This window comes from Halomonas sp. FeN2, from assembly GCF_020595105.1.
Classification (GTDB): domain Bacteria; phylum Pseudomonadota; class Gammaproteobacteria; order Pseudomonadales; family Halomonadaceae; genus Vreelandella; species Vreelandella neptunia.
Genome location: NZ_CP074200.1, coordinates 376,485 through 389,213 on the forward strand (window position 1 = coordinate 376,485; position 12,729 = coordinate 389,213).

General features: G+C 53.3%; 11 protein-coding genes. 2 read left to right on the forward strand and 9 right to left on the reverse strand.

Annotated features, from left to right (window positions below; genetic code table 11):
- Positions 1–129: 129 nt before the first annotated feature.
- From KF947_RS01775 to KF947_RS01800, 6 genes are all read right to left on the reverse strand, one after another.
- A complete protein-coding gene (locus KF947_RS01775) occupies positions 130–393 on the reverse strand; it encodes an Lpp/OprI family alanine-zipper lipoprotein (protein WP_022523170.1) in 264 nt (87 codons plus the stop codon).
- Between the two features lie 225 nt (positions 394–618).
- Positions 619–1,248, reverse strand: a complete 630-nt coding sequence (locus KF947_RS01780) for a L,D-transpeptidase family protein (protein ID WP_133732365.1) — start codon at positions 1,246–1,248, stop codon at positions 619–621.
- Between the two features lie 154 nt (positions 1,249–1,402).
- A complete protein-coding gene (locus tag KF947_RS01785) occupies positions 1,403–1,867 on the reverse strand; it encodes a 2-hydroxyacyl-CoA dehydratase (protein WP_133732364.1) in 465 nt (154 codons plus the stop codon).
- Positions 1,868–1,913: 46 nt separating this feature from the next.
- Entirely contained in the window at positions 1,914–2,375 is a 462-nt protein-coding gene (locus tag KF947_RS01790; protein WP_133732363.1) for a DUF6586 family protein, read from the reverse strand.
- The gene (topA, locus tag KF947_RS01795) at positions 2,372–4,999 is read right to left on the reverse strand and encodes a type I DNA topoisomerase (RefSeq protein WP_133732362.1); all 2,628 of its coding nucleotides are present in this window, start codon (positions 4,997–4,999) and stop codon (positions 2,372–2,374) included. The genes KF947_RS01790 and topA overlap by 4 nt, the downstream gene beginning before the upstream one ends.
- Positions 5,000–5,311: 312 nt before the next feature.
- Positions 5,312–7,858, reverse strand: coding sequence for a DUF3141 domain-containing protein (locus tag KF947_RS01800; RefSeq protein ID WP_227405278.1), 2,547 nt, complete (start codon positions 7,856–7,858; stop codon positions 5,312–5,314).
- Between the two features lie 234 nt (positions 7,859–8,092).
- Here KF947_RS01800 and KF947_RS01805 point away from each other — a divergent pair, with 234 nt between their 5' ends.
- Together KF947_RS01805 and lipA are read left to right on the forward strand one after the other, a co-directional pair.
- A complete protein-coding gene (locus tag KF947_RS01805; RefSeq protein ID WP_227405279.1) occupies positions 8,093–9,073 on the forward strand; it encodes a LysR family transcriptional regulator in 981 nt (326 codons plus the stop codon).
- A 183-nt stretch (positions 9,074–9,256) separates the two neighbouring features.
- Positions 9,257–10,321: a lipoyl synthase gene (lipA, locus tag KF947_RS01810; protein ID WP_133732359.1), complete on the forward strand. Its 1,065-nt coding sequence runs from the start codon at positions 9,257–9,259 to the stop codon at positions 10,319–10,321.
- A gap of 89 nt (positions 10,322–10,410) precedes the next feature.
- On the opposite strand, the gene lipB is transcribed toward lipA, so the two are convergent.
- The 3 genes from lipB to KF947_RS01825 are packed head-to-tail and all read right to left on the reverse strand — an operon-like array spanning position 10,411 to position 12,654.
- Complete coding sequence (gene lipB / locus KF947_RS01815) at positions 10,411–11,073, reverse strand: lipoyl(octanoyl) transferase LipB (protein ID WP_133732358.1); 663 nt, start codon at positions 11,071–11,073, stop codon at positions 10,411–10,413.
- Positions 11,074–11,075: 2 nt separating this feature from the next.
- A complete protein-coding gene (locus tag KF947_RS01820) occupies positions 11,076–11,387 on the reverse strand; it encodes a YbeD family protein (protein ID WP_133732357.1) in 312 nt (103 codons plus the stop codon).
- Between the two features lie 52 nt (positions 11,388–11,439).
- Positions 11,440–12,654 carry a D-alanyl-D-alanine carboxypeptidase family protein gene (locus KF947_RS01825; protein WP_227405280.1) on the reverse strand — a complete coding sequence of 405 codons (1,215 nt, stop codon included), beginning with the start codon at positions 12,652–12,654 and terminating at the stop codon, positions 11,440–11,442.
- Positions 12,655–12,729: the final 75 nt, after the last annotated feature.

Consider the following 12,729-nt stretch of genomic DNA (forward strand, 5'->3'; position numbering starts at 1 on the left):
AGCTAGTATCAAAACCTGCTGTTCTAACGCCTTAGATTACGACGTCTTACTTTCGGTGTATTAACTAACCACAGCTCTTCCAGCAGCTGCTGAGAGAGTCAGACGACTCCCTCAGCAGCCCAAGCAGAATTACTTCTGCATGGAGCGCTGGAACATACGGTTCATTTCTTCACGGTTCTGCTCAGACATCTGCAGAGCAGCCTGCGCGTCGCGCTGGGCTTGGTTTGCAGTGTTCATAGCTTGTGAAGCCATGCTGCGTGCTTCTGCAGCGTCAGCCTGTGCAGATTCTGCAGTCATGCGAACTTCTTCCAGCGCGCTGGTAGAAGCACAGCCAGCAAGAATTGCCAGAGAAGCGGCAGCAGCAGTCATCTTCAGAGTAGTTTTCAGAGTCATAATGTTCTCCTTGAGTCGTCCTTGGGTACTACGTTAAGGGTATGACAAAAATAAGGTCACGCACTTAAGTAACATGCTTAGCTTAAATTTGTCTACCTGCGGTGCAGGTTCTTTTCAGTGACTTGTGCTGCGAAGCACGCAAGTCAAACGCTGTTTTATAATAGACCACAGCGGTTGTCTATAGCCACTTGTTTAAAACCTCGAACTTCCATCAACGGCGTTAGCTTAACGGATCACTACACGAGTGCCAACACCCACTAGCGATGCCAAGCGATCGATTTGCTCGTTGGTAACGGCGACACACCCTTGCGTCCAGTGGTAGCGCCCATGAATATCAGGGTCTGCGCTACCCAGGCCGTGTATTCCAATCGCCCCACCCAGTGCGGTGTTTTGCGGCGGGTGGCCATAACGTCGATAGTAGTCGAAGTAATCATCATAGTCTGTTTGGGAATAGATCCCTTTTTCCAGCGCCATTCTAGCGTGTGCGGGCGTCGGGTAGTCAATGCCAATGAAGGTACGCCACTGACTTTCGTAATTAAAACGATTGACACGAAACTCGCCCATAGGTGTCACGTTATCACCGCGAACCCGCTGGGTTTTAGCCCCGGCGCGGCCGAGCGATATGGGCACAAAGCGCTCCACAAGTGCATTGCCACGAAACACACTGAGGGTTGCTTCTTTGTCATCAATCAGCACCCATAGCTCGTCGCTATGGCGCGGCACATGGGCACGGCTAAGCATTGTTTCTACAAGATCAGTGGGGCCAGTCTGACTAGGCGCAGTAACAGCAGCGCTGGCCAGGGCTGGCAAGCTCAGTGCCATGGCTAAAAAACGACGGCGATTAACTAAAAACATGGTAGCTCTCGAAACAAGTTAGCCCGTGGTTGACCGACTAGGCACATCTGGTGGCTGTTATACCTCATTCCCACATCCGCCGTTAGTAATTTCGTCATATAGGCAGCTAACGCACTTCGAAAGTAATGACCTATAAACCACTGAAAGAGACCCATTAAACGCCCTGCAACTCTTCCATACTGGCCATTATATGACGTATTTCCGAATTATGCCCTTGAGCCAGAGCACTGAAAAACTCCTCTTCAGGCTCAATTTTCGCACGCGAAGCACGATGTTCGTAGAGCGATTGAAGACGTTGATGCGCCGATGTGGCAGTTCTCATCGCATCCTCTATCGAACCTGTGATTGTTTGTTCAGCCAAGCGATCCAACTCAGGCGGCTGGGGGAAATCGCTGGAATCATCAAACCATAACTCCAGCACCTCTGAATGGTCAGAGCCATCGCGGAAGAGATCTTCAAGACCAGTTTTCATTTTCAGCTCGCGGCTGGCCAAGTAATTAAACGCCATCTGTAGGCGCTCATTCTCTGCTTTTTCAGCGGCTTCGCTGTACTGACGCGCCATCCGCGCATGAAAGCCCGCTGCCCATTCGACTAAATCTTTCACTTGGTTATAGCGCATCATGATCTCCTTTCTGGACGACTTGGGCCATACACAACAATAAACACTACCACTCCAGGCTGGTTTCACGCAGAGCACCTATTTCACGCTTAGCGGCCTGAAGATTCTCCAGTAACTGTTGGCGCAAACCGATTTGATTGCCCACCGCAATCATAGCGGGGTTGTGAATAGCGCGGCGCGCGGCACCTTCGTCACTATGCAGGCGCTCAAGTTGCTCGCCCAGCCAATTTAGCCAGCTTTCCGGCTGGGCTTTCAAGTCGCGCAGACGTTGAAGCTCGGCCAGAGCAGGACCATCTTGGGCCAGCAACACAGTCCAACGATGCTCCGACAGGCGGGCATGTTCGGTAACTTCGCGCAGCAACGACTCAAGCGCCAGCTCAAAGAGCGCCAAAGCGCTCTCCTCCAACGCCATCTGCCGTGCGGGGGCATGTTCATCGTCTCCCGCAGGCAAAGCAGCTACCAGCTCTGCTTGGTAGAGCAACTGGTTGGTTCTCGACCGTGCGTTCACTTGCGCTTGTCCTCCACATGCCATTTACCGGCATCAAACATGGCCTTCCAGCCTGTAGCCTTGCCCTCTTCGTCGGTCATCACGTACTGCTCTTTACTCTTACGCGAGTAGCGTATTTGTGCAGGGCGACCATCCGGGTCTTCACTTGGCGCTTTAAGAATGAAGTGATACTTTTCGGGCAGCTCATCAGCGTGCGCTTTCAGCTCTTTCACCAGTGGCGGTCGTGTTTCACGATTTTTAGGGAACTTGCTGGCAGCCAAAAACAACCCGCTTGCTCCATCACGCAGCACGTAATGGTCGTCAACTTTTTGGCAAGCCAGCTCCGGCATCGGTATCGGATCCATTTTTGGCGGCGCCACTTCTCCGCTTTTCAATAGCTTACGGGTATTTTTACACTCGCTATTGGTACAGCCAAAATACTTGCCAAAGCGCCCTGACTTCAACTGCATCTCAGAGCCACACTTGTCGCACTCGATGATTGGGCCGTCGTACCCCTTGATCTTGAATTTGCCGCTTTCAACTTCGTAGCCGTCACAATCAGGGCTGTTACCACAGATGTGCAGCTTACGCGTTTCATCGATCAGATAGTTGTCCATCGCGGTACCACACTTGGGGCAGCGACGCTTGGCACGCAGGGCATTGGTTTCCGCCTCTTCGCCCGCGTCTTCAGCCACAGCCTCTTCACCAGGAATCAGGTCAATAGTGGTTTTGCAGCGCTCTTTGGGCGGTAAATTGTAGCCACTGCACCCCAGGAAAACCCCGGTGGAAGCGGTGCGAATCTGCATATGGCGGCCACAGCTCGGGCAGTCGATATCCGTTGGCACAGGCTGATTGGGGCGCATGCCATCTTCGCTCTCCGCCTTGGCCAGCTCTTCACGGAATTCTTCGTAGAAGGCGTCCAGCAGCGCCTGCCAGTTACGTTCGCCTTCGGCGACCTCATCCAGGCTATCTTCCATACGGGCGGTGAACGAGAAGTCCATCAAGTCAGGGAAGGACTCTTTCAACCGCTCGGTAACGATATCGCCTAGTTTTTCGGCATAGAAACGGCGGTTTTCCAACTTCACATAGCCGCGATCCTGGATCGTTGAGATGATTGAAGCGTAGGTCGACGGTCGGCCAATGCCCTGCTTCTCAAGCTCTTTGACCAGACTCGCTTCGGTGTAGCGTGGTGCCGGTTTGGTAAAGTGCTGCTGAGGATCGAGCGCTTCCAGCGCCATGGGCGTGCCCTTTGGCAAGTCCGGTAAACTCTGATCTTCATTTTTACCGCTGGGCTTCATCACGCGGGTATAACCATCAAACTTCAGCACGCGACCTTTGGCACGTAGCTCGTAGCCATCGACTTCGACGCTTAGCGTACTCGACAGATACTCTGCGGGGGTCATTTGACAGGCCACAAACTGGCGCCAGATCAGTTCGTAGAGACGCTCGGCATCCCGCTCCATTCCGGCCAAATCAGAAGCCTTACGCTCGACGCTAGAAGGGCGTATCGCCTCGTGGGCCTCTTGGGCACTCTCTTTGCTGCTGTAGCGATTAGGGGCTTCTGGCAGGTAGCGCTCACCGAACTCTTCACCTATATAGCTGCGCGCGCTCTCAACCGCATCTTTCGACAGATTGGTGGAGTCGGTACGCATATAGGTGATGTAACCCGCCTCATAGAGGCGCTGAGCCATGGTCATGGTTTTCTTTACAGAAAAACCTAACCGGCCACTCGCCGCTTGCTGCAGCGTCGAGGTAATAAAGGGTGCCGTGGGTTTTGAACTGGTGGGCTTATCTTCCCGTGAGGTAATCGCCAGCTTGGCTTTTCTAAGCTGTTCAATACGCGCAAGGGTGTCTTTTTCGGAGGTGGGCTTAAAGGCCTTGCCATCCTGGCGAACCAGGGCAAAACGCACCAGCTCACCTTCCGGTGAGGCCAAATCTGCGTGCACATCCCAAAACTCTTCAGGAATAAAAGCGCGAATTTCTCGCTCACGCTCAACAATTAGACGTACCGCAACTGACTGTACACGGCCTGCTGACAGCCCCCTGGCCACTTTCGCCCAAAGCAGAGGCGAAAGCATAAAGCCCACCACACGATCCAGGAAGCGTCTTGCTTGCTGCGCTTCTACGCGCGGTATATTAAGTGCGCCAGGCGCCTTGAACGCGTCCTGAATCGCGTTTTTGGTGATTTCGTTGAACACCACGCGCTTATAGCGGCTGTCATCGCCCCCAATCGTCTCGCGCAAGTGCCAAGCAATGGCTTCCCCTTCGCGATCCAAATCCGTTGCGAGATAGACAGCGTCAGCTTTCTCAGCCAGCTTTTTAAGTTCGGCAACGACTTTCTCTTTTCCGGGCAGCACCTCATAGCGGGCTTCCCAGCCGTTGTTGGGGTCAATCCCCATGCGGCGAATTAGTTGGTCTTGGCTTTTACGCTTTTTATACTCCACCTTCTCTTCCGCCGACATCTTGCGTGTCGCTGCGGCCTGGCGCGCGCGCTCCTTGGGGTCGGAGGCTGCCTTACCTGAGCCGCTGGTCGGCAGGTCACGAATGTGACCCACGCTCGACTTCACGATGAAATCGTTGCCGAGGTATTTGTTAATCGTCTTCGCTTTAGCCGGCGACTCGACGATGACCAGTGACTTGCCCATAGTGCTCCACTTTCCTAATGCACGGACTGTCTAGCGCGTGCTCTGAATTCGGTGCCGTATCGCCGGGACGAAACCGCCCGTTAAAAGATACGGATGAAAAAATGCGCCTACCCTACCCCAGCCCTTAGCTAAGCGCCAGTAGCAACCAACGCGCAGAGAAAATCCGTAGATTTCAGGCAACCAAGGTTAGATTTCAGATAAAGAGTAGCTAGACACTAGACTGCCACCAGCATTACAGCAACCCAAAAGACCATTAGACAAATAAAACGCCCCCACCAAATAGGCGGGGGCGTGCTGAGCTAACATACTGTTTTAGCGTTTAGGCGGCGTCTTTTTACGCCCGGTAGCGCTAGTCGGTTTAGCCGCTGCCTCATTGGCCGATTCGTTAGTCGTAGCCGATTTTGACGATACCTCTTTGGCCGAGGGTTGCTCATCAACCACGGACTGCTCCTTGGCCGCTGCTGCAGGCGTAACCGCCTGCGTTTCGCGCGGCTTAGCGGCGACAGCCTTGGGTTTAGCGGCAGACTTGGCCGTTGCAGCCGAGTTACTAGCCGCCGCTGACTTGCTAGCTACCGGCTTATTCTCCATCGGTTTACGGGGCCTTGCCCTATCAAACAGCGCTTTAATCTGAACAAAGCGCTCGGCAGCATGCTCCGAAAGATCGCCACTGGCCGCAAACACGTGCTCAAGGTGGCTGATATAACCATCGATATCGTCGTTGCTGCTACCTGCTAACAAAGTAGGCAGCGAATTCAACGCCTGCTCACGATCCAGTTTTAAGATAAAGAACTGTTCGCGCACCAAGCTTTTAAAATCACTTAGCTTGATACCGGGCTCAAGTTCCGCGCGCGAGGCACGCAGCCGCTTAAAGTTACGTTCATCAGTGGCTGGGGCGCCGCCGAGTACGTAGATAAGCGAACGCATGACTGCCTCATGTGCACTGCCCTGGGCAATTTTCTCGCGCAGCTCTGCTTGGCGTTGCTCTATGAAGCGACGATGCTCAGGCTCGGCCCCGGGGCGGCGGCGATGCACATGGGCATCCCCATACAGGCCAACGGCGGCTTGCAGCAGCGGCTGGCCGTAGACATCCATGAACATTTTCTCGGTGCTGCTATCCCGCAAATCGCGCATCGCGTTAAGGCTGGCGACCAGTTGGTCAGAGCCCATGGTTTCAAGCGCTTTAAACAGGTTGTCTTGCGACACCGGGTGGCGATTTTTGCGCACGGCTTCTGCCATTACCGGCAGCGGCACCGAAAGCGGATTGCGGTCAGAAAGCAGCTTATAGCCTAAACGAATCGGGTGCATACGACGAATAAAGCGAGCAGCTTCCGGTGTCATGACAGCTTTTATCCAGGGCTGCATAAAGAGCCGGTACAACCCCAAATTAATTTCTGAGATCCGTGCCACGGTAGCAAAACGACGATCATCTTCAGGTTTGTGCATGACCGCACGATCCAGCTCGGCAAAATCTCGGGGCATAAACTCGAGCAGATAGTCGCGCTCGAATAGCTCGGCATCTTCACCCTTCTCTGCTGGAGATATGGAAGTCTCATACAGCCCTGGCGGCAGTACGTCGATATAATCCATATTGGCGGTGAACTCAGTATGCTCTTTGCGTGACACGCTGCCCGAAACAAAAATACCTAGGTGGCCGGTGGTATCGTGCTGGCAATAAACGATGGTTTGCTCATGAGCAATGATATCGTCTTCGTTTTCATATAAATCACGAATCCAGCCCAACGCTTGAGGCGGCGGGGTAATGTCATCGCCACGGGAGCAGAACACAACGACCGGCGAGCGCACATTACGGAGATCGATTCGACGCCCATCATGGGTCACCAGCTGCGCGGTAGAGAGTCGATTACCAACAAACAGGTTATCGACGATATATTGAATCTCTTCACCGCCCAATACGACGTGACCACCCCACCAGCGTTCAAAATCGAGGTATCGGCCCGCTTCAGTATCGACGTTATCGTAAAGGTGGTACTGCTTTTTCCAGTAGGTATTAGCCGGGTTGAGGCGCTCAAAGTTCTGCACCAACCACGCCCCGTCAAACAGGCCATCGCCAATATCGCTAGTAAGTGCCGTAATCCAGCTTCCCCCCGCCATACCACCGGTATAACGCATCGGGGCTTTGCCGTGTTCACCCGCCCAGTAGGAGAGCGGCGCACCGGCAATCAGAATAGGCCCAAAAACCTCTGGTTCTAAGGCAGCCGCCATCATTATCTGCCAGCCCGCCTGGCAATTGCCCACCACCATCGGTTTTTCGGTGGTTTCGGGATGCAGCTCAATCACATGGCGTAAAAATGCGACTTCTGATTCGACCACATCCTCAACCGTTTGGCCTGGCTCAGGAAACGGCAGAAAGCCAATAAAGTAGCAGGGGTGACCCGCTTTAAGCGCCACACCTAATTCACTGTCAGGCTTAAACCCACCAATTCCTGGCCCATGCCCTGCGCGCGGATCCACCACTACAAAAGGACGTTTTTGCAGATCGATTTCCGTCCCTTCGTGGGGCAGCACGCGCAGCAACTCATAATTGGTTGGCCGCGGCAGCGTCCGACCATCGATTAGCACTTCGGTATCAAACCCCAATACGCTAGGCTTGGTTTGTTCCATGTGCTCAAGATACTGATTACCGCGTTCACGCATCACGTCCAGATAGAGAACGCTGCGTTCCATGCTATCGCGCCAATAGCCAAAAGCTGCGCGACCAAACCCAAAAGGATCGAATAATGAAGCGATCGCCTCACCTCCAGGTATGGTTGTGGAATCATTTTGCTGCTGCAACCATGCGCTGGTGAAAGCGCTAGCAGGCAACATAGCATTAGCGAGTGGGTTGGCAAGTAAGTTCATAGGGTCTCCCGTTGGGTTGATGCACAGGCATCAGACCCGAAAGCAATGATGCTGCAATGCAATATAGTCTAGGCCACTACGCGCGCGGCGTCGATCTTTAACCCTGGTAATTACGTCTGATGCGACTAATTAAGTCCTGCTTAGGCAGTTAAAAGATTCAGTGGTAGCATGCTTCGTTCTGGCGATGAAGCCTGATTTTGATATTAATTAAAGGGTGCTCACTACGAGGTTTTCATGTCATCCCTCAATCTGCTTAATCGCCTAACATTTCGGCAACTCCAGGTCTTCCAGGCGGTGCATCGGCAGCGCTCCTACTCCCGTGCCGCTGAACAACTGGGACTGACCCAGCCAGCAGTCAGCGCGCAAATACGCCAGCTTGAGTTGGCACTGGGTCAGCCACTGTTTAATTACGCGGGTAAGACGCTGTACTCGCTTCCCTCTGCCGACACCCTTGCCCACTCGACGCGCGAAATTTTTGGCCAGCTTTCCCGGCTGGAAATGAATCTATCGGATATTAACGGCAAAATTAGCGGAAAACTTAATATCGCAGCAGTTTCCTCCGCCCAATACGTTGTACCTTATTTACTTGCCCGATTCCGTGCTCACTACCCTGAGGTACACGTCCGCTTAAAGGTGTGCAACCGCCGTCAAGCACTCGAGCGACTCACGGAGCAACAGGACGATATCGTCATTATGGCTATGGTTCCTGAAGATGATCGCTTGGTCGTGATGCCGATTATTGATAATGAACTGATCGCGGTTGTCTGGCCCGAACATCCTCTGCTTTCGATGCCGCAACCCTCGCTAGCAGACTTCGCTCGCCACTATGTACTGATGCGAGAGCCCGGCTCCGGCGTGCGTAATGCCTTTGAACAGATGGCGGCCAATCAACAGGTTGCCCTCCCCCACTGCATTGAATTAGGCACCAACGAGGCAATTAAAGGTGGGGTAATGGCCCATTTGGGAGTTGCTGTACTTCCGCGTTTGGCGGTACAGCTGGAGCTTGAGCAGGGGTTACTTTTTGAGCTGGGGCTGCCCGACTTCCCCATCCACCGCTCTTGGTGCACGGTCTATACGCGGGAGCGCTTACCCACCCCGGTCGCCGAGCTATTTTTGAGCTTCATTCGTGAGCACTTACCCGATTACCGCCGCCACTTCCAGGCTCCCTCCAGCCCTTTGCCTAGCCACGGTGTAGCCTGTTTACCGATACTATGAGCCTGAAGGCGAGTAACGGTTTACGGTGTCTTGTTAACAGCGAGATATGTTACATTAGTAGTCATTAGCGCGATAAAATATCGAGCGTACTTCGTATTAATTAGGTTTCAACTGGCAGGCTTTGGAAGGGTCAACACCCGGCAATGCCTCCGGCCTACCGCACAGAAGAGAGGCTCTGTCCCTATGAGCAATAACCCCTCGCAGCGCGTGTCCAGCGGTGAAAAATACCGTAACGAACATGGCATGTCGGTGATCAAGGATGGCATGAAGCAGCGCAAAGCGCAGGCAGAGGCCCCTTCTGTTGAGCTAGAGCGAAAACCCAAGTGGCTAAGGGCACAGATCCCAGGGGGCGAGCGCTTTGAGGCGGTCAAGAAAAACGTCGCCACCCATCGGTTAAGTACCGTTTGTGCCGAATCCCACTGCCCCAATATGGGTGAATGCTGGAGCAACGGCACTGCCACTATCATGCTGATGGGCTCGGTATGTACCCGCGCCTGTCGATTCTGCGCGGTCGATACCGGCAACCCTCAAGGCTGGCTAGACCACGAAGAGCCCGAAAACACAGCCAAGTCCGTAGAGCTCATGGGGCTGCGTTATATCGTGCTGACGTCAGTCGATCGTGATGACCTCGACGATGGTGGTGCAACCCACTACGCCAACTGCATTCGCGCGATCAAAGCTCGCACGCCAGAAGTGGTCGTGGAAGCCTTGACGCCCGACTTTGACGGAGAACTTGCCGCTATCGAACGGGTCGTCGATTCTGGTTTGCAGGTATTTGCCCAGAATGTCGAAACAGTGGAACGGCTGACAAGCCGGGTGCGTGATCGCCGGGCAGGTTACCGCAAAACCCTCGATGTGCTCGCCCATGCCAAGCGCTACCGGCCTGACATCATCACCAAAACCAGCCTGATGCTGGGCTTGGGTGAAACCGACGAAGAGATTTTACAGACGTTTGATGATTTACGTGAGATCGGCGTCGATATCGTCACGCTTGGCCAATATTTGCGTCCAACCAAAAACCACCTGTCAGTGGAGCGCTGGGTAACACCTGAAGAGTTTGAACGCTACCGGGTAATTGGCCTGGAAAAAGGCTTTATGGAAGTGCCTTCTGGCCCGCTAGTGCGTTCTAGTTACCGCGCTGATCGCGTGTTTGAAAAAAACAATCTGGGGCTCGCCTCCCCTGCTGCAGTCCCCGGTCAGGAACAAGAAGCAAACCCAGATATCATTCCAGCTCTCAACGTTGGATAGGCCTTAACCTAGGGCGATATGGGGCTTAATGCTATTGAGCTGGTTGTAAGCCCCATTTTGAAACGTTTTAAAAAAACGCTGGCGAATTTTTACAGTGGTGATCGATCAACACTGACCAATTCGCGATTTAACCGTGTAGCCAACGCCTCAGCCAGTTGCTCACCTACTCGATGATCGCTTGGCAACGCTACCAAGTCAGCCAGCTTCAACATGGGCATGCCCGCATAGCCGCAGGGATTAATACGCAAAAAAGGCGATAAGTCACCGTCTACATTTAACGCCACGCCGTGAAAGCTTGCTCCTCGCCGAATACGCAGACCCAGTGAGGCAATCTTAGCCTCACCCGCTTCAGTCATCACATAAACTCCGGGGGCATCAGGCCTTGCTCGGGCGCTCACACCATAGCTGCCCAAAACGTCAATCACGGCGTTTTCCAACGCCGTGACTAAATCGCGCACGCCAATTTTACTTCGCCGCACATCCAAAAGTGGATACAGCACCACCTGCCCCGGACCGTGATAAGTGACCTGCCCCCCTCTATCAACGTGCACCACCGGAATGTCGCCAGGCAGCAGCAGATGTTCAGGTTTGCCGGCCTGACCTTGGGTAAACACGGGATCATGCTCGACCAACCAAAACTGATCTGGGGTTTGCGCATCCCGGGTATCGGTCAGCGTACGCATAGCCTCCCAAACGGGCAGGTAGGCTTGGTGCCCCAAGTCGTGCAACTCAATTGGCACGGCGTTATCCACGGTCACACCACCATATGCACACGGCCAGTGGCCTTGAGATCCTCAAACAGCTCTTTAATATGCTGCTCTCCGGTAGCTCTAATCACCACCCGTACCGATTGAAAACGGCCATTGCGACTATCGACCACCTGCATTGCCGTGGCATCGAAGTCAGGGTCATGACGCACGATCACCTGACACACACAGGCAGGAAAATCTTCGGCCGCATCGCCGACGACTTTTAACGAGTAATCACACGGGAAAGTAATTTTAGGTGGCTCTTGAGCCGCCGGTTGGCGTAAATCGCGCAGTCCCTGTGGAGCACCTTTTTTCATAGCAAACCCATCGTTACAGATACAAAATCAACCGCCTCAGCTTACCCAAAGGCTAGTCAGTAAAACTACTCAGCAAATTACTAAAGAAGCGTTGCACCTGATCAAACAGACGCTTGAAAAGGCCGCCTTCTTCAATGTTTTCCAATGCCACTAGGCGACGTTCACCGACCACTTCGTCACCCAAATGAACTTCCAGCGTGCCAACCTCATCGCCAATGGCAATCGGCGCCTGTAGGTCTGAGTTTAGGTTGAGACGCGCGCGCAGCTCTTCGTTGCGGTTGCGGGGCAGGGTCATAAAGACCTCTTCATCTACACCAACACGCAGCTCATTGATATCGCCACCCCAAACCCGCGGTGTTGCCAATACAGCACCACGCTCATAGAGCTTCATGGTTTCGAAAAAGCGGAAACCGTAGCTAAGCAGCTTTTGAGTTTCCTGAGCCCGCGCCTCGTCAGAGTTAGTACCCATTACCACGGAGATCAAGCGCATATCGTCACGCTTAGCTGATGATACCAGGCAAAAGCCAGCTTCTGTTGTCCAGCCGGTTTTCAGCCCATCTACAGACGGATCGCGCCACAACAAACGATTACGATTGGGCTGGTCAATACCGCCATAAGAGAAAGTGCGCTGAGAGTAGATCTCGTAGTGGTCGGGGTAATCGTTAATAATATGTTGGGATAAACGTGCAAGATCATGGGCCGTTGAGTAATGATTTTCAGCCGGCAGACCTGTAGCGTTCTGAAAATTGGTGTTATCCATGCCCAACCGAGTGGCATGCTGGTTCATAAGATCCGCAAAGGGCACTTCACCACCGGCTAAATGCTCCGCCATAGCGACACTGGCATCATTACCCGAAACAATAATAATTCCATGAAGCAGGTTATCCACCGAAACCTGATCACCTACCTCGATAAACATTTTCGATCCGCCGGTACGCCAGGCGTTCTCGCTAATATTAACCATATCAGTGAGGTTAATGGTGCCACGATTTAGCTCACGCTCAACCAAGTAGGCGGTCATTAGCTTAGTCAAACTCGCCGGAGGCAGACGTTCATCGGAATTATGCTCGGCCAGGATACGGCCACTGTTAGCATCCATCAGAATCCAAGAACTAGCCGCTAACTGAGGGGCTGAAGGGATAATGGTTTGCGGCTGCGGAATTACCGGTTGAGGAGTTGACTGGGCAATGGCAGGCACAGCAACTGTCGCCATGGCAGCAAAGAGGCACAGGCGTGCAGAGCGACCAATGGATGTAAACACGTTCATAACGTCAGTCTCACTTACTTGAAAGCTTACTTGAAAAGCTTATTTTAAAAAAACGGCGGCGCGTAAGACGCGCCA